General features: G+C 49.7%; 14 protein-coding genes. 4 read left to right on the forward strand and 10 right to left on the reverse strand.

Going from position 1 to position 16,920, the window contains the following annotated elements:
* Positions 1-20: 20 nt before the first annotated feature.
* From U868_RS0107190 to U868_RS0107200, 3 genes are read right to left on the reverse strand one after another with little or no spacing between them, the layout of a single operon-like run.
* On the reverse strand, positions 21-1,520 hold the full coding sequence (locus tag U868_RS0107190; RefSeq protein ID WP_025152701.1) for a sugar ABC transporter ATP-binding protein: 1,500 nt from the start codon (positions 1,518-1,520) through the stop codon (positions 21-23).
* Complete coding sequence (xylB, locus tag U868_RS0107195; RefSeq protein WP_025152702.1) at positions 1,517-3,028, reverse strand: xylulokinase; 1,512 nt, start codon at positions 3,026-3,028, stop codon at positions 1,517-1,519. The genes U868_RS0107190 and xylB overlap by 4 nt, the downstream gene beginning before the upstream one ends.
* 3 nt (positions 3,029-3,031) lie before the next feature.
* Positions 3,032-4,069, reverse strand: coding sequence for an NAD(P)-dependent alcohol dehydrogenase (locus U868_RS0107200; protein WP_025152703.1), 1,038 nt, complete (start codon positions 4,067-4,069; stop codon positions 3,032-3,034).
* A gap of 211 nt (positions 4,070-4,280) precedes the next feature.
* Here U868_RS0107200 and U868_RS0107205 point away from each other — a divergent pair, with 211 nt between their 5' ends.
* Positions 4,281-4,826, forward strand: coding sequence for a D-lyxose/D-mannose family sugar isomerase (locus U868_RS0107205; RefSeq protein WP_025152704.1), 546 nt, complete (start codon positions 4,281-4,283; stop codon positions 4,824-4,826).
* Between the two features lie 112 nt (positions 4,827-4,938).
* Entirely contained in the window at positions 4,939-5,940 is a 1,002-nt protein-coding gene (locus tag U868_RS0107210) for a LacI family DNA-binding transcriptional regulator (RefSeq protein ID WP_025152705.1), read from the forward strand.
* A gap of 471 nt (positions 5,941-6,411) precedes the next feature.
* Here the strand turns inward: U868_RS0107210 and U868_RS0107215 are convergent, their stop codons facing one another.
* From U868_RS0107215 to U868_RS0107240, 7 genes are all read right to left on the reverse strand, one after another.
* A complete protein-coding gene (locus tag U868_RS0107215; RefSeq protein ID WP_025152706.1) occupies positions 6,412-6,840 on the reverse strand; it encodes a hypothetical protein in 429 nt (142 codons plus the stop codon).
* On the reverse strand, positions 6,834-7,202 hold the full coding sequence (locus tag U868_RS25685; protein WP_240182686.1) for a peptidoglycan recognition protein family protein: 369 nt from the start codon (positions 7,200-7,202) through the stop codon (positions 6,834-6,836). Before U868_RS25685 ends, U868_RS0107215 begins: the two co-directional genes overlap by 7 nt.
* Complete coding sequence (locus U868_RS26330; RefSeq protein ID WP_205275493.1) at positions 7,139-7,357, reverse strand: peptidoglycan recognition protein family protein; 219 nt, start codon at positions 7,355-7,357, stop codon at positions 7,139-7,141. The genes U868_RS25685 and U868_RS26330 overlap by 64 nt, the downstream gene beginning before the upstream one ends.
* 226 nt (positions 7,358-7,583) lie before the next feature.
* The gene (locus U868_RS0107225; protein ID WP_025152707.1) at positions 7,584-7,892 is read right to left on the reverse strand and encodes a hypothetical protein; all 309 of its coding nucleotides are present in this window, start codon (positions 7,890-7,892) and stop codon (positions 7,584-7,586) included.
* An 83-nt stretch (positions 7,893-7,975) separates the two neighbouring features.
* Entirely contained in the window at positions 7,976-9,100 is a 1,125-nt protein-coding gene (locus U868_RS0107230; protein WP_025152708.1) for an ABC transporter permease, read from the reverse strand.
* Position 9,101: 1 nt separating this feature from the next.
* The gene (gene rbbA, locus U868_RS0107235) at positions 9,102-11,861 is read right to left on the reverse strand and encodes a ribosome-associated ATPase/putative transporter RbbA (protein ID WP_025152709.1); all 2,760 of its coding nucleotides are present in this window, start codon (positions 11,859-11,861) and stop codon (positions 9,102-9,104) included.
* Positions 11,858-12,931, reverse strand: a complete 1,074-nt coding sequence (locus U868_RS0107240) for an HlyD family secretion protein (protein WP_025152710.1) — start codon at positions 12,929-12,931, stop codon at positions 11,858-11,860. Before U868_RS0107240 ends, rbbA begins: the two co-directional genes overlap by 4 nt.
* 677 nt (positions 12,932-13,608) lie before the next feature.
* Between U868_RS0107240 and U868_RS0107250 the strand changes: the two genes are divergently transcribed.
* Together U868_RS0107250 and U868_RS0107255 are read left to right on the forward strand one after the other, a co-directional pair.
* Complete coding sequence (locus tag U868_RS0107250; RefSeq protein ID WP_025152711.1) at positions 13,609-14,604, forward strand: HlyD family secretion protein; 996 nt, start codon at positions 13,609-13,611, stop codon at positions 14,602-14,604.
* A 67-nt stretch (positions 14,605-14,671) separates the two neighbouring features.
* Complete coding sequence (locus U868_RS0107255; RefSeq protein ID WP_240182687.1) at positions 14,672-16,870, forward strand: ABC transporter permease; 2,199 nt, start codon at positions 14,672-14,674, stop codon at positions 16,868-16,870.
* Positions 16,871-16,920 lie beyond the last annotated feature (50 nt).

Below are 16,920 nucleotides of genomic sequence, written 5' to 3' on the forward strand. Positions count from 1 at the left end.
GCATACGTTGGCGGGTAAAATCACACCGCAAGTTTCATTAAATCAGTCTGGGTGGCAGTGGCGGCGGTCAGCTCTCCGGCGATCCGTCCGTCACGGAAAACAATAATCCTGTCACTCATCCCGATAATTTCCGACAGCTCAGAAGAGACCATCACAATGCCTTTGCCCTGTAAGGCGAACTCAGACATAAACTTATAAATTTCTTTTTTGGCACCGACATCCACGCCGCGTGTCGGCTCATCGAGCAGCATCACATCCGGCTCGATCAGCGCCCAGCGCCCCAGAACCACTTTCTGCTGGTTACCTCCGCTGAGGTTCCCGACCAGCTGATCCGCATCCGGGGTTTTGACATTGAACAGTGTGATCATATCGTCCGCGCGGGCGCGCTCTTTGCGGTCATGAATAAAGCCGCCGGTGCTGATGGCGCCAAATGAGGCGATATTGATGTTTTCATTGATGGAGCGGCCCAGCATCAGTCCGGTATCTTTGCGGTCTTCCGTGACATAGGCTATCCCGGCATTAATGGAATCTTTCGGGCTGTGTTTGTCGAGGAAGCGGTCACCAATCTGAATGGTGCCTTTATCGGCGTGTTCGATGCCGAAAATCAGGTCGAGGAACTCAGAACGACCGGAACCGACCAGCCCGTAAATCCCCAGAATTTCACCTTTTTTCAGTGTCAGGCTGATGTCCTGCACCTGGTCATCACGGGAGAGATCCCGGATTTCCATAATGGTTTCATCTGTCGGCTCATTAAATTTGGCAAATTCGTCTTTGATTTCACGGCCGATAATCAGCTCAATCAGCTTTTCACGGGTGATGCCTGTCAGCGGGCCGTCGGTAATAAAGGTACCGTCACGGAAAATGGTGAAGGTATCGGCTATCTGAAAAATCTCGGACAGGCGGTGTGAGACATAAATAATGCCTTTACCTTTTTCCGTCAGGCGGTTGATGACATCAAAAATCTTCTGCGCATCTTCCTCACCGATAGCGGAGGTCGGTTCATCCATAATGATGATATCCGCATCCGCGTGGGAGAGGGCTTTGGCGATTTCGACCAGTTGCTGTTCCGCCACACTCAGGTTGCGCATTTTTTCTGACGGGGAAATATCAAAATGCAGATCTGTCAGTAGTTCAGCGGTCTGGCGGTTGAGCTGTTTAAAATCGACAAAACCAAACCGGCGCGGTTCACGCCCCAGCCAGATATTTTCCGCCACGGTCAGGTCAGGAATGGAACTCAGCTCCTGCTGAACAATGGCGATACCGGCGTGCAGGGCTTCTATCGGCTGATGAAACTCACAGCGTTTGCCTTTGACATAGATTTCCCCCGCATCCGGACGGATAAAACCCATCAGGATGCTCAGGAACGTGGATTTACCGGCACCATTCCCGCCGCACAGGGCGTGAATGGAACCTCTCTTCAGTGAAAACTGCGCGTTCTTCAGTGCAACAACCTGACCAAAGGCTTTGCGCACCCCTTCAACCCGCAGTAATTCCTCATTGTCAGCGACAGTGGCTGTCATACGGTGACCTCCGGGTATTCTGATGTCAGTAAAGCAAGGTAGTTCTGATACAGAGATTCATAAACCGCCACATTCGCCGGATCCGGCTGTGTGCGGCTGCTGTCATCCAGCTGCACAAAGCGGTCGCAGAGAGCGGCCAGTTGTGCTTCCGGTGCGCTGTCTGCGCTGAGGGTGTCACACCAGATAGCCTGAACCGCCGCACCGAGTGCTGCCGCTTCCTGGTTGGTGACGCACACCACCGGTGCTGCCATGATATCTGCAACAATCTGCCGCCATTTCACGCTGCGGGCACCACCGCCGGTCAGACGGATTTCATCTGTGGAAATGCCCTGCTGACGGAACAGATCAATACCGAAGCGCAGCCCGTAAGTGGCACTTTCCACCACGGCCAGGCTCAGGTTCTGCGGAGTCAGGTTGCTGCCGTCCATATTGTGAAGGCTGGCGCGGGCTTCGGGTAACTGAGGTACGCGCTCACCATTAAAGAACGGCAGCATAATAAGGCCGCCCGCACCGGGTTTACTGCGGTTCAGTGCATCATTAAAGGCCTGAATATCCATGCCTAATAATGACTGAACCGTGGTGGTGGCGGAGGTGACATTCATGGTGCAAATCAATGGCAGCCAGCCGTTGCTGGAGGAGCAGAACCCGGCGATCATCGCGGAATCCGCCACAACCGGTTGTTCAGCAAAGGTAAACAGCGTACCGGAGGTGCCGAGGCTCATGGTGGTGATGCCCGGACGGATATTACCGGTGCCGATGGCGGCCATCATGTTATCGCCGCCGCCGGATGCCACGCGGGTGTCCGGGGAAATGCCGAGCTTCTCCGCGATCGCCGGACGAACCGTGCCGATGATTTGCTCTGCGCGCACCAGCGGCGGCAGCGCCTGCCATAAGCGGCCTTCCGGATCGATAAGATCAGCGGCGGTCTTATCCCACTCACGGGTACGGATATTGAGCAGCCCGGTCCCGGAGGCATCACCGTACTCGGCACAGGCCTGTCCGGTGAGCCAGAAATTCAGGTAATCATGCGGCAGCAGCACATAACGCAGCTGTTGCCACAGTTCCGGGTGCTGCTGTTTAAAGCGGATAATTTTTGACACGGTATAGCCGGTCTGCGGTAACACACCCAGACGGTCAAGCGCGGCCTGTCCGCCGCCCAGTGCATCAATAAACCACTGATTTTCCGCACTGGTCGAGGTATCACACCACAGCTTGGCAGGCGCAAGTACCGTACCGTCATGACTGACCGGCACGAAACCGTGCTGCTGACCGGAAACGGCAAGGGCGCGGATATCCCGCCCGTCAATTCCGGCGTTTTTGCTCGCCTGAGCAAACGCGGTTTGCAGCGCATCAGTCCACCAGACGGCTTCCTGTTCACGGCTCCCGTCTGATTCGCTGATCATCGGGTGAGGGGCTGAGCCCTCACCCAGAATACGCGCGGTCCGGTTATCGGCAATAATGACCTTGGTGCTTTGTGTTCCGCAGTCAATACCGGCATAGAGCGTCATGGTTTACTCCATTTCCAGCACAATTTTCACGTCAGTCGCACGGCCTTCGGCTGCACGCTCATAGGCTTCGACACTGTCTTTGAACTTGTAAGTTGCGGACAGCAGCGGGGCCACATTCAGTTTGCCGGAACTCAGCAGACGGATGGTGCGCGGGTACATATTGGCGTAGCGGAAAATCGTTTTGAAGGTCACTTCTTTCGCCTGTGCCGCCACGATATCCAGCGGTGCCGGGTCGATTGGCATACCGACGAGAACGACGGTACCGCCGGGGGCGATATGATCAGATATGGAGGCAATAACCGGTTTCGCGCCGCTGCACTCAAACAGGACGTTCACACCTTCGCCGCCGGTCAGCTCACGGACTTTATCCGCCAGTGCCTGCTGGTCTTTGCTGTTTACCGCATGCAGACCCTGATATTTCTCAGCCACTTTCAGTTTTTCATCAAACACATCACAGATGATGACATCCGAACAGCCGCCGGCCAGTGCACACAGCGCAGTAATGATACCGATGGTCCCGGCACCGATAACCAGACCGATATCGCCCGGTTTGATCCCGGCTTTGGTCGCGGACTGCATACCGATTGCCAGTGGCTCAACCATTGCGCCCTGGGCAAAAGAAACGTTATCCGGCAGTTTAAAGGTGAAGGCGGCAGGGTGGATCACGCTTTCACGCAGGCAGCCGTCGATCGGCGGGGTTGCCCAGAAACGAACAGCAGGATCAAGGTTATAGATACCGGCACGGGATTGCGGGGATTGCAGATCCGGAATACCCGGCTCCATGCACACGCGATCACCGACTTTCAGGTGTTTCACATTTTTACCGGCAGCAGTGATCACACCGGACGCTTCGTGACCCAGCACCATCGGTGCCTCAACCACGAACGGCCCGATACGGCCATGCTGGTAATAGTGAACATCGCTGCCGCAGATGCCGACGGTGTGGATTTTAATCTCAACATCGTCGTCGCCAAGTACTTCATTACTCTGCCAATCCTGAATGGCGATTTTCCCTGCTTTCTCTAATACTAATGCCTTCATGATCATTTCCTTTCATTAAAATGATATCGATATCATTACTATGATGCGGATAATAGAGCAATGTTTATTATAATTATGTGATGATGGTTAAACTTTTATTAAATAAAGTCTGATCTACTCATGTAGTATTGGGTAAAGAGTCTTTCAGGTCACATTTTTGCTGTCTGTGGCAAGGCTATAATGATAACGATATCATTCAGGAGAGAGGCAGATGAATAAACAGCCGTACATCGCGGAATCACTGGCGGTTCTGGAACTGGCACATATCGTTCTGACAGAAGCGGAAAAGCAGCATATTGAAATTGCACACTTTAATCTGCCGGATTACCCGCGTTCGGGTCTGCAACTGCTCACTTACTGTAACAGTCCGCTGTACTGCGCCAAAGAGCTGGTTCTCTTTGCTGATCAGACCTGTCCGGAGCACCGCCATCCGCCGTACAAAGACCGGCCGGGCAAGCAGGAAACCTTCCGTTGCCGCTGGGGTGAGGTGTATCTGTTTGTCGATGATCCCGCGCTGACACTGAATCAGGATGCACAAGGCAATCCGGTCTGCTGCCCGCCGCAGGGGGATGAGGAATGGTACACCTGTGATCGCTTTATTCTGCTGCGCCCGGGAGAGCAGTACACCATTATGCCGGATACCCGCCACTGGTTTAAAGCCGGGCCGCAGGGCGCGGTGGTGTCGGAGTTCTCCACAGAAAACACCGATGAATACGACATTTTTACCGATCCGCGGATAAAAAGACTCGCGTGTTAAAAAGTTGTTGATCCCGGTTTAAGTAATAAAAAGCGTGTTTTTCACGTGACTGAATCGATTTAGATGATATTATAATGGTATAAAATGATACGTTGCTGCTAAGGAGAGAAAATTGGCGGAACCCCGGACACAGAAAGTCACACTGGAAAATGTGGCCGCTATTGCGAATGTCAGTAAGATCACCGCATCCCGCGCATTTTCACAGCCGGATAAGGTTCACCCGGAAACTCTCAGGCGTATTCTCGATGCTGCAGATAAAATCGGTTATGTGGTGAATGCGGCGGCACGCAGCCTGCGCGCGAAATCTACCCGTACCATCGGCATTGTCAGCCCTGACATGAGCAACCCGTTTTTCGGCGGGCTGGCCAAGCGCATCACCCTGGAAGCCTATAACGCCGGGTATGACACCCTGATGTTTGACTCCTATGAATCCCGTGAAAATGAAGCACGTATCATTGATAAGCTGATTGGTTACAACGTGGATGCCATCATCCTGTCCGTTGTCTCTGCCGAACGGGTTTACCGCCCCGCATACATGAAACAGCTGGAACTGCTCAATATTCCGGTGATCCTGGTTGACCGTGAGCTGGATGCCAAGGCATGCAGCGGCGTTTACATCGATAACCTCGATTGCGGATTGCAGGCAGGGCGCTATCTGCTGTCACAAAAAGCCGATAACGTGGTGATTATCTCCGGCCCGGAAGATTCCAATGTGGCTCAGGATCGCGTAACCGGTATGGTGGCCGGTCTGCACGGCCAGGTCAGCAGCGTCAATGTGCTGCATGCGGACTTCCTGATGGATGAAGCCTTTAAAGTCACCGACCATTACCTGAAATACCATCCCGCGCCGGATTATTTTGTCGGCTGTAATAATCAGATTTCACTGGGGATTATCAAAGCCTGTATCCGCCACAATCTGATCCCGCAAAAAGATGTCTCGCTGTTCAGTATCGATGAAGTCTCTCATGCCGATATCTACGGATTCAATTTTCCGTGCATTTCTCATGACCTTCAGGAAATTGCCTGGCAGGCGATCAATATGGCAGTGCGGCGGGCGACGGATCGCAGCGCCCCGGCGAGCAAGGTGGTTGTGCGCGGTCTCCTCAAATCTTAATCCGCGTCATCCTTCCGCCTGTGGCGGCGTTGGCTTCGCTCGTCCACCCCGGTCACATACTGATGTATGCTCCCGGGGATGTCCTCATTTCACCACCTTGCCACAGACGAAATGATTTAGCGGATCTGCGCCATCCTCCACTCTGTGGCTGTGTTGGCTGCGCTCAGAATTCCGGGTCACATACTGGATATGCTCCCCGGAATTCTTCCCTTGCCGCCCTACCACAAACCGCATGATTTAGCAGATTAATTTTTCTGTTTTTGACAGAGTTGAAGTACACAGGGGATTAACCGGCAAAAAAGGAAAGCGTAAAGCGCCGGGGATGGCGCGATCCGAGCGAACAAGGACGTGTCAGCGTCTTTCCGCCTTGCCGGTTATCCCGCGGCCCGGGTTTGAAAGAAGATGGTTTTATTCTTTCCGGTTTTGCCGGTTATCCCACGCCGCCCGGGTTTGAAATAGGATGGTTTGAGACTAACAGCCCGGCTCCGGTTCATCACTTAACCCGTATGTACAGGCATTAGGGTCTTCCCATTTGTTATTTCGGTAGAGAAAATCAACAGAGCTGCCATCATTGAAAATGACATATCCATAACCACTTGACTGTATCGTCCATTTACCGGATGTTCCATCTTTAAATTCAACATATCCGGTTGATATACAAGCTGAATAATACTCATGCATCCAACTGTTTTCTTTTGATTCTTCTGCGTGTGTAAAGTAAGTGATGATTTGTTCTTTGGTCGGAAGAAATTTTTTGCAGGTGTCAATTTCATATTTATCATTATGATTCTGATAAACAGCACCTGTTTTATAAATATTAATTTTATTTAGTTCCTTTGCCTTTAGTGGATTAGAAAAAAAACAAATCAACAGGAATAAAATATATACTTTATTTACCATGATGCGGTGCTCGCTTCAGTTTTATTTTTTCTGGCAACATCAGGATGTTTGTATACTTCGGATGCGGAAATATCCAGAGTTTCTAATAGCTCAGATACAAGCCACTTAAGTGCTGAGTTTTGTTGATTGTTTACTGTTTCATATACAGGGTCTTGGTCATTCTCTTTTTGAGCTTTACCCACAATTTCAATTCCAATGCTGTCAACGTTGGCGGGGTAACGCTCAGGAAATGGTTTTATTTTTTCAATATCGGAAAAACCTTTAGCTGTCAGTTTTTTTTCTAAATCAGCCATCCTTTTTAATTCAGCAGGCTCACATTTTTTGTGACAAGGCATCTTGACTTCATTTTTCCAACATGCCATGTTATTTTCAGTAGTGATGCAGTTTGATAAATAGTACCGTCTCTATCTATTAAAAAATGAGCGCCGTTAGACTTAGGATGACTATAACTATTAAAAACATGACTTGCCTCAGGGGTATCTGTTTGGTGAACAATAATACCATTAATTTTGTCCATTCTCCCTTGTTCAATATTATTAAATATTTTAATTTTAATGCGATTTTATTTAACTAATCCATTGTCATCTATATAAAGCATATGTGTTACTCCTGTAATATGGCGATTTCCAGTTTTTATCATATTGCTATAATTAAAAATACGGGATAAATCTGTAACTTTTTATGTAAGCAATAAACGCCAGATATACTTTCTGTGGTTAGTATTTTTTCTTGGTGAATTATCACTATTTCTTCAATAACGACAATGCCAAATCCAGTACCGCAGCACTTTGCAGATCCCAAAACATATCCGGATCGATACAGGCCAGCGGTTTTCCGGCAGCTGCCGCGCTTTGCTGACACTCGCGCAGGTGATGGCGGGACTGAGGGGCGAGCAGAGCGGCGTCATACTCTGCCGCGCATTCGCGGTAATCAAAAACAGAACGGCACTCAATGCTGGCATCAATACCGCGTACCTGTGCCTCATCACGCATTTTTTGCGCCAGCATCTGCGGGGAAATCCCCGTATCACTCATCAGCAGAATGTTAATCATATCCGTATCCCTGCATTATCCGTTATTCACTGAACTGACAGCCTATAATGCCCCCGTCGCCTGCGGCATCGGAATTGACCGGGTTATGCCATCGCACTGATGGTTTTGCGGAAGCGTAACAGCGCGGCACCGAAAAACGCCCCGCCGATGATGATCAGATAAATAAACTGCGGCCAGACGATCAGAAAATCCGCGCCCCGGTAAAGAATCGCCTGTGCCAGACTGACAAAGTGTGTCGTCGGCATGGTCTGCATAATATCCTGCACAAACTGCGGCATACTTTCCCGTGAGGTCATCCCGCCCGACAACATATTCAGCGGCAGCAGCACCATAATCATCAGCAGCCCGAATTGCGGCATCGAACGGGCGAGCGTCCCCATAAAGATACCAATAGAAGTGGTGGCAAACAGACTCAGCGCCACCCCGCACATAAACAGCGCAATTGAACCCTCTATCGGCACCTGTAACAGAAAGCGGACAATCAGCAGCAGTGAGCCGAGTGAGGCAAGCAGCACCACCAGTCCCATCGACCATACTTTGGACATCATGATCTCAAACGGTGTCACCGGCATCACCAGCAGATGCTCAATTGTGCCGTGCTCCCGCTCACGGATCAGTGCCGCCCCGGTCAGGACAATCGACAGCATCGTGATATTGTTGATAATCGCCATCACCGACCCGAACCACATCTGATTCAGGTTCGGGTTAAAACGGGCGCGGATATCCAGATCCACCGGCAACACAGTGTTTTGCCGGTTTTTAGCCAGAAAAGTATTCACCTCCCCGGTAACAATATTCTGAATATAACTGTTGCCGAGAAACGCCTGGCTCATGCGGGTGGCATCGACGTTCAGCTGAATGGCGGGGCGGCGTCCGGCCAGCACATCACGCTGAAAGTCCGGCGGAATATCCATGGTAAACGTGTAGGTGCCGCTGTCCATCAGGCCGTCCATCTGACTGATATCAATATCCGCCGGGGCCAGAAAATAGGGTTCGTAAAAGCTGTTGATAATGCGCTCGCTGAGCTGAGAGCGATCCTGATCCGCAATCGCAATCGGCGCCAGATGCAGTGAGCCGGACGTTACCGTGGCGGAGGAATAGATGGATACCGTGAAGGCAAACACAATCAGCGCCAGCATCGCTTTATCCCGCATCAGGCTGCGCAACTCTTTCATGCCGAGATAAATAATATTCTTCAGTGTCCGCATGTTATCCCTCCTGCTTTTTCAGGAAAAAGATGCTGCATCCGAGAACAACCGGAATCGTGATCAGCAGCGGAATAAAGGCCTGATACAGATCGATAAACCCCAGTCCCTTGGAGAAGGTTCCCCGGGTGATGGTCAGAAAATAGGAGGTCGGATAGATATGCCCTATCCAGTAACCCATACCTTCCAGTGATGAAACCGGGTCAATCATGCCGGAAAATTGGGTGGCCGGGATCAGCGTGATAATCGCGGTCCCGAAAATTGCGGCAATCTGGCTCTTCATAAAGCACGAGATCAGCAGCCCCATGCTGGTGGCAATGGTGATATAGCAGAATGCAGCAAGTGTCACCGTCAGCAGACTGCCCTTGAACGGCACCCCGAATACCCAGACGGAAAGAGCGCAGAGCAGGAAAAAGTTAAACATCCCCAGCACGATATAAGGCACCTGTTTGCCGATCAGAAACTCTGTTTTGGTCACCGGGGTGACATAAAGGTTGATAATCGACCCCAGCTCTTTCTCCCGCACCACACTCAGGGCGCTGAGCATTGCCGGTATCATCATCAGCAGCAGCGGGATCACCGCCGGAACGATAGCCGGCAGGCTTTTCACATCCGGGTTATAACGGTAGCGGGTTTCGATATCTATCGCAGAGCGCAGCGGGTTGGCCACCGGCTGTTTTGACGCCATGCGGGTCAGCCAGTTGAGATGCATGGCCTGCACATAACCACGCACCGTTTCTGCCCGGTTCGGCATCGCGCCGTCCACCCAGACCCCCAGTTTCACATCATGGCCTTTGGCGATATCACGGGCAAAATCCGGCGGAATTTCAATCGCCACCGCGATTTCCCCGGCGCGCATCCGGTGCTCCATATCATCATAATTTTGCAGCGGCGGCTGTTCGATAAAGTAACGGGAACCGGAGAGATCCTGCACATAGTTCTGGCTGGTGGTGGTCTGGTCGCGATCGAGCACGGCAAAACGCAGATTTTCCACATCCATACTGATGCCGTAACCCATAATAAACATCAGGATCACGGTACCGAGCAGCGCCAGTGTCAGCCGCACCGGGTCGCGGCGCAGTTCCAGTCCTTCACGCAGACTGTAACTGAACAGACGGCGCAGACTGAAACGGCGTTTCAGTGCGGTGGCGGCCGCTTCGCCGCTGTCGGCAGGTAATTCCGGTGCTTCCGGCGGCGGGGCATCATCCTCAATCCCCGAGGCTTTTTTCAGATAATCAATAAAGACGGCTTCGAGGGTATCAAATTTGCTGTTGGCGACCAGATGTTCCGGGGTATCCGTCACCAGTACTTTCCCGGCGTGCATCAGCGACATGCGGTCACAGCGGGCGGCCTCATTCATAAAGTGAGTGGATATAAAAATCGTCACGCCGTCTTTGCGTGATAAATCCACCATCAGATCCCAGAACATATCGCGGGCGATCGGATCAACGCCGGATGTTGGCTCATCGAGGATCAGCATTTCCGGGCGGTGAATCACTGCCACGGCGAGGGAAAGACGCTGACGTATCCCGAGCGGTAACCCCTCCGGCATGGCATCGGCGACGTCCGTCAGTTTAAAGCGTGTCATCATTTCATCAACACGCTCATCAATGTCATTTTCCGGCACATGGAACAGCTTGGCGTGTAATACCAGGTTCTGTAAAACCGTCAGTTCACTGTAGAGGGAGAACGCCTGCGACATATAGCCGACCCGCATCCGCGTATTCAAATCTTTCGGATCGACTTCCTGGCCAAACAACCACGCCTTGCCTTCCGTGGCCTGCAACAACCCGGTGAGCATTTTCATGGTGGTGGATTTGCCGCAGCCGTTGGAGCCGAGGAAACCAAAGATTTCTCCTTTCGGGATGCGGAAACTGACGTGGTCAACGGCGGTGAAACTGCCGAAACGCATGGTCAGATCCTGCGCCTCGATAGCAATCTCTTCATTATCCTGCGTTTTGCGCGGCGGGATCACCACCGCTTTGTGATCTTTGCGTTTTTCTTCCGGCAGCAGAGCGATAAAAGCGGCTTCCAGCTCGTCAGTCTGTGTCTGTGCTTTCAGTTCACGGGCGTGTCCTGTTGCCAGGACTTTGCCGTCGTCCATTGCGACCAGGTGATCAAACCGTTCCGCCTCTTCCATATAGGCCGTCGCTACCAGCACACTCATATTCTGCTGGCGTTCGCGGATGCGGTCGATAAGCTCCCAGAACTGAGCGCGGGAGAGGGGGTCAACGCCGGTGGTCGGTTCGTCGAGGATCAGCAGTTCGGGGTCATGGATCAGGGCGCAGCATAATCCGAGTTTCTGCTTCATCCCGCCGGAGAGTTTTCCCGCCGGGCGGTCGCGGAACGGGGCGAGTCCGGTACTGGCGAGGAGATCGTCAATCCGCAGACGGCGTTCTTCCTCAGACTGACCGAACAGTCGCCCGAAAAAATCCACGTTTTCAAACACCGACAGGGTGTGATAGAGGTTTTTCCCCAGTCCCTGCGGCATATAGGCAATACGCGGACACACCGCGCGGCGGTGCTCTTCTTCGCGGATATCACCGCCCAGTACAATCACATTACCCTGCTGCACTTTGCGGGCACCGGCAATCAGGGAAATCAGGGTGGATTTCCCGACACCGTCCGGCCCGATCAGCCCCACCATCTGCCGGGCGGGGATGTTCAGCGTGATATCATCAAGGGCGCACACATCACCGTAATGATGCGTAACCTGTTCCAGGGTGACGATTGCGGTGTCAGAATGCTGTTTTGATGATGTCATTGAGGTAATTTCACCTCCAGGTCAGCCGGCCAGTCCTGCTTTGGATCCAGCCGGATATAAGCGCGTCCCGGCAGACCGGTTTTCACATATTCCAGATGTTTTTCCAGCAGTTCGGGGGTGATACGGGCACGAACGCGGAACATCAGTTTCTGGCGTTCATTATCCGTTTCCACCGTTTTCGGGGTGAACTGCGCGACACTGGCGACATACGAGGTTTTCGCCGGGATCACCAGATCGGGAGCGGCATCAAGAATAATATGCACGTCGCTGCCGATGCCTGCCTGTCCGGCCTGTTCGGTCGGCAGGAAGAAAGTCATATAGACATCGCTGAGATCGACCATATTCACCACGCGGCCACCGGCACCGAGCACTTCACCCGGTTCGGCAACCCGGTACTGGACACGGCCGTTGCGCGGCGCTTTCAGCTGACTGTCATCCAGATCCGCTTCAATCCGGTGTTGTGTTGCCAGGGCGGCATCCACTTTGGTCTGCGCCTGGATAATACCGGACTGTGCGGCATCAATCGCGGCGGAAGCCGCTGCCACCTGAGCCTTCGCCGCTTCCGCGGCAGCACGGGCACCCTGCACAACGGCCAGGTCATCATCCACCTGCTGAACAGATACCGCGTTGGTTCTCACCAGCGCCTGTGAACGGGTCAGACGTTTCTGTGCTGCGGTCAGTTCTGCGGTGCGCTGACGTACCATGGCCTCTGCGGCGGCTTTCTCACTTTTCCGCTGAGCCAGTGCTGAGCGCGAGGAAATCACATTACTGTCCGCCTGGCGGTACTGCGCCTGAGCCTCACTGAGCTGCGCCTCCAGTGTCCGGGTATCCATCTGCGCCAGCACATCCCCGGCGCGGACAAAATCCCCCTCTCTGACATTGATGGTACTGATACGTCCGGCGGTTTTGGTTGAGATATCAATTTCCGTTGCCTCGATCCGTCCGTTGCTCTGCGCGAACCCTTCAGGCAACCCGGGGCTTTGCAGCATGTGGTACAGATAGCCGCCGCCGGCAAGGACAATGATCAGGATGAGATAAAAAATCCACGTTTTACGTTTTGATTTTTGCATAGATACGGTGATTACCCTTCTTATGGAAAATAATGAGATAAGCACAACAGCCGCATTTCAATATCAGGTTATCAAATAATGATGCTTTTAATTTTCAGAACGGTGACATTAAATGCTGACAGGGAAAGCATAACCGGATCAGCAGGATAAAGCTGCCGTCTGTATCACATTCACTGTAAACGGCAGGATACAGCGTCCGGAAAACTGCACGAATTGCACCGGTTTTTCTCTGCCGTAAACACATGAAGGCGAGTTCAGGAAGCTAAGGGCGGAAAGCTGATTCAGCAGATTATTGCTGAATCAGGGTGATGTCATTATGTAATTAATTGTAACCAAAGAATTCAGGGAATATAATATGTGACGGATTGGTCTGAGCCGGGATTTTTTTATCAGGTAATACAATTAAATCTTATAATCTGATTTGAACAGGAAGCAAACATATAGTCAGGAGGCGAAATTACCGGCTTCAGTTCAGTAACAGGTTATAGTGATAAATCAATATAATAAGTTAGTGCTCAGTAATTATATTAAAAATATTAATGTATTCAATATGCTGAAGAAACGTATAATGAAGAGGTTTTGTTGCAGTCATAATAGTTCTTTCATTGAAAGAAGAAGATGTTATTGAAATAATGGAAAGCTAAAGAAAACAGCCGGAGCCTGAGGATGGAAATAGTATGACGATAAAGAATAAAAAAATAAAGATAGCCATACTTATCGTTATAATAATGGTGTTATCTGCCGGTTTTATTTTATCTCATTCCGCTGAACATGAGATCTTAGAAGGCATTGTTGATACAGATGAAATTAATATCACCAGTAAAGTGACGGCAAGAGTTGATAGTCTGCATGTCAGGGAAGGAGACAGCATCCGTAACGGGCAGGCCTTAGTCAGTTTGTATGACAGGCAAACCACTGAGAATGCCCTGCAAACCAAAGAAGCATTAGCTGCTGCTGTAGCCAGTCAGGAAAAGGCATATAACGGGGAGCGTTCAGAATATATTGAGTCATTAAAAGCTAACTGGATAAGTGCTCAGGCAGATGAGAAAAACGTAAAGTTAACCACGGATCGGGTAGTAAAACTCTATGAAAAGAGTAAAGCTGTCTCTGCTCAGGAACGTGATGATGCTATTGCCAGATATAAAATTGCCGGGCAGAAAACAAATGCTGCCTATGAGCAATATATGCAAGCCAAACGGGGTAACAGAGCGGAGGACATCCGCATTGCTGATGCTAATGTAAATGCAGCCAGGGCCGCGTTTGAATCTGCTGACTCCCTGGTCAGAGAGCTGAGTGTTCATTCAAAAAATGACGGAGAAATTGCCAAACGCTTTGCTAATCAGGGGGAACTTGTTTCTGCCGGTACACCTATATTCAGTATGATTGATTTAAATAATCTTTGGGTAACCGTCAATTTACGGGAAGATCGTTTTAACGCATTAAAAATAGGTGATGTGATTGAAGGAAAGATCCCCGCACTGAAAGATAAAACTGTTAAATTTCAGGTGTTTTTTATTAACCCCAAAGGCAATTTTGCCACATGGCGGGCAACTCGTCAGTCAAGCGGTTATGACGTCAGAACATTTGAAGTACGGTTACATCCGGTGAATAAGACAGAAGGAATGCGCCCGGGTATGTCTGTTATTTTTGATTGGCCTGCCGGTAATGACTAATAATACTGTATCGGGCTTTTCAGCCTCATTGACAGATGAAATTAATTTCATCTGTCATGATCGCTACATGAAAATTTTACTGTTTATTGTGCCGGTGTTTTTATTAACTTTTGTCAGCGCGATGTTCAGTTCAGGTGTGCCTGAGAAAATACCGGTAGCACTGGTGGATTACGACCATTCATCATTGAGCCGGGAAATAATCAGGAATATTGATGCATCGAAGAGTATTGAGTTAACAGAAATACCGGAAAATGTTGCTCAGGCCCAACGCCTGATGAAAAGCATGAAAATTTATGCTTTTATAGAGATCCCCCGTGGTGCATCCGGATCGACTATCCGTCAGGATGATAATAAGGTCATCATTCGTTATAACGGACAGTTCAGGTCAACGGGGAACGCTGCGTTTATCGGGTTGCAGGCAGCGGTAAATGATGCCTTTAGCTCACTTAATAACAGGAAATCATTGGGTGCTGAGCATAAAGGTACGGGCAGCTCAGTGCCAAATATACAAGTCGTCAGTATCAGCAATCCGCAAAATAGCTATGAAAGATTCCTGACGCCAATCGCAATACCGGTGTTACTGAGTATAGTCCTGAGCAGCGCTGTCATTTGCGCGATAGGACGTTTTTTTGAAGAAGGTAAGCTCTGCGCCGGCTGGATGAAGAAAAGCAGAATCTACTTATCAATTCAGATTGTTTCCCGTTGTTTACCCTATATCACTATCATTTTTCTGTGGAACTTACTATTTAACGTCTGGCAAACAGCGGGGCGGGGCTGGCCGATTTTAGGTAATTCATGGTTATTAATACTGGCGATATTTATGCTGTGTCTTCTCACTGCGTCTGTTGCTGTTATGTTTATTTCAATAACGCGAAATATACTTACGGCATTAAGTATCTCAACGGTATATACCAGTGCTGCATTAACCTACTCTGATGGTACGCTGTCCATTTTGAATGCCAATGGCTGGGCTAAATTCTGGAGTAACTTTCAGCCATTTACGCATTATTACCGCATACAGTTAGAGCAGGTCAATCTTGGCAGTGATATCACAACAAGCTTGTATCAGTTTGGTATTTTGTCACTCTATATCATCATACCTTTAGCAGTCTCTTTTATGCTGCTGGGGAAACATAAGTATAAGCAACAGCCGGTAACGTTTCAGGAAAATGTAAAATTTGATGGTATTAAACAAAGCTTTATCAGTACTCTCACATCAATAAAAAAATCTCAGCCTATATTTTCAACGGCAATTATGTCATTGATTCTTTACAGTATTTTCTATCCAAGTGCTTATAAGGCACAGATTAACCTCAAACTTCCCGTTGCGGTGGTCGATTTTGATCAATCATCATTGTCACGTAACCTGATAGATAATCTGAAAACTACCCGTGAGATTGATGTTACCCGGGTTGATAGTTCCCCGTCTGAGGCATCAAATTTATTACGCAACAGAAAAGTTTCCGCAGTGATAACTATTGATAAAGATTTTAAAAATAATCTTATCAGAGGAGGAGACGCAGGGATCGATGTTCACCTGTCAGGCGGTTATATGGCTGTAGCTGCCGATTTAAGAGCGGCGGTGATTAATGCAATAAGCGCTACGACAGATGTTAACAGATTAACACCTAAAGCCACTGATAATATTATTTCCCTTCCGCTCTATAATCCCACACTGGGATACGAATCTTTTATTATGCCGCTGGTGTTTATTATCATACTTCAGCAAACACTGATTTTTGCCGGTTCTATGCTTATCGCATTACGCAATAGCGTCGGTTTAACTAATATTAACGTATCACAGTTTACCGGAACATTTCTGGGCTTGTTTATCGTTGGTTTTTCCGGCGCAATTTTTGTGTTTGGCTGGGTTTATTACTTACAAGGCTATCCCAATGAAGGCAATATGTTTTTACAGCTTTGGCTGATTGTTCTGTTTTCTGCGGCAGTAAGCTCAATGAGTATGTTGATTGGTAGTTTTCTGGATAACATTAACCGTCCGATGCAGATCCTGTCGGCTACGTCGATGGTTATTTTTTATGCATCAGGTGCCTCATTTCCTACATTTAATATGCCGGGCTGGGTTGTGAAAACGATGGAAATTTTTCCATCAAGTACAATGATAAGCGGGTTTACTATGCTGAACTCTCAGGGGGCTGGTATTTATGAGTTGGTGCCCGTAATCATAAAAATATCGTTGTTAGCCATTATATTATTTTTACTTGCTATGTACCGTCTGGTTTGGCGGAAATCAAAAGCCGCCTGATATTACATCGTACTGATGATTCAGATAGCTGAGGTTCCCGGGCTGCGCTT

Source organism: Morganella morganii H1r (genome assembly GCF_000633515.1).
GTDB classification, from domain to species: Bacteria; Pseudomonadota; Gammaproteobacteria; order Enterobacterales; family Enterobacteriaceae; genus Morganella; species Morganella morganii_B.

What these genes read in the sequence shown, in the direction of transcription:
- U868_RS0107240 (WP_025152710.1), bottom strand. Translation starts at nt 12,931, where the DNA reads ATGCAAAAATCAAAACGTAAAACGTGGATTTTTTATCTCATCCTGATC.
- rbbA (WP_025152709.1), bottom strand. Translation starts at nt 11,861, where the DNA reads ATGACATCATCAAAACAGCATTCTGACACCGCAATCGTCACCCTGGAA.
- U868_RS0107215 (WP_025152706.1), bottom strand. Translation starts at nt 6,840, where the DNA reads ATGGTAAATAAAGTATATATTTTATTCCTGTTGATTTGTTTTTTTTCT.
- U868_RS26330 (WP_205275493.1), bottom strand. Translation starts at nt 7,357, where the DNA reads ATGGACAAAATTAATGGTATTATTGTTCACCAAACAGATACCCCTGAG.
- U868_RS0107250 (WP_025152711.1), top strand. Translation starts at nt 13,609, where the DNA reads ATGACGATAAAGAATAAAAAAATAAAGATAGCCATACTTATCGTTATA.
- U868_RS0107200 (WP_025152703.1), bottom strand. Translation starts at nt 4,069, where the DNA reads ATGAAGGCATTAGTATTAGAGAAAGCAGGGAAAATCGCCATTCAGGAT.
- U868_RS0107230 (WP_025152708.1), bottom strand. Translation starts at nt 9,100, where the DNA reads ATGCGGACACTGAAGAATATTATTTATCTCGGCATGAAAGAGTTGCGC.
- U868_RS0107190 (WP_025152701.1), bottom strand. Translation starts at nt 1,520, where the DNA reads ATGACAGCCACTGTCGCTGACAATGAGGAATTACTGCGGGTTGAAGGG.
- U868_RS0107205 (WP_025152704.1), top strand. Translation starts at nt 4,281, where the DNA reads ATGAATAAACAGCCGTACATCGCGGAATCACTGGCGGTTCTGGAACTG.
- U868_RS0107255 (WP_240182687.1), top strand. Translation starts at nt 14,672, where the DNA reads ATGAAAATTTTACTGTTTATTGTGCCGGTGTTTTTATTAACTTTTGTC.
- U868_RS25685 (WP_240182686.1), bottom strand. Translation starts at nt 7,202, where the DNA reads ATGGCATGTTGGAAAAATGAAGTCAAGATGCCTTGTCACAAAAAATGT.
- U868_RS0107225 (WP_025152707.1), bottom strand. Translation starts at nt 7,892, where the DNA reads ATGATTAACATTCTGCTGATGAGTGATACGGGGATTTCCCCGCAGATG.
- xylB (WP_025152702.1), bottom strand. Translation starts at nt 3,028, where the DNA reads ATGACGCTCTATGCCGGTATTGACTGCGGAACACAAAGCACCAAGGTC.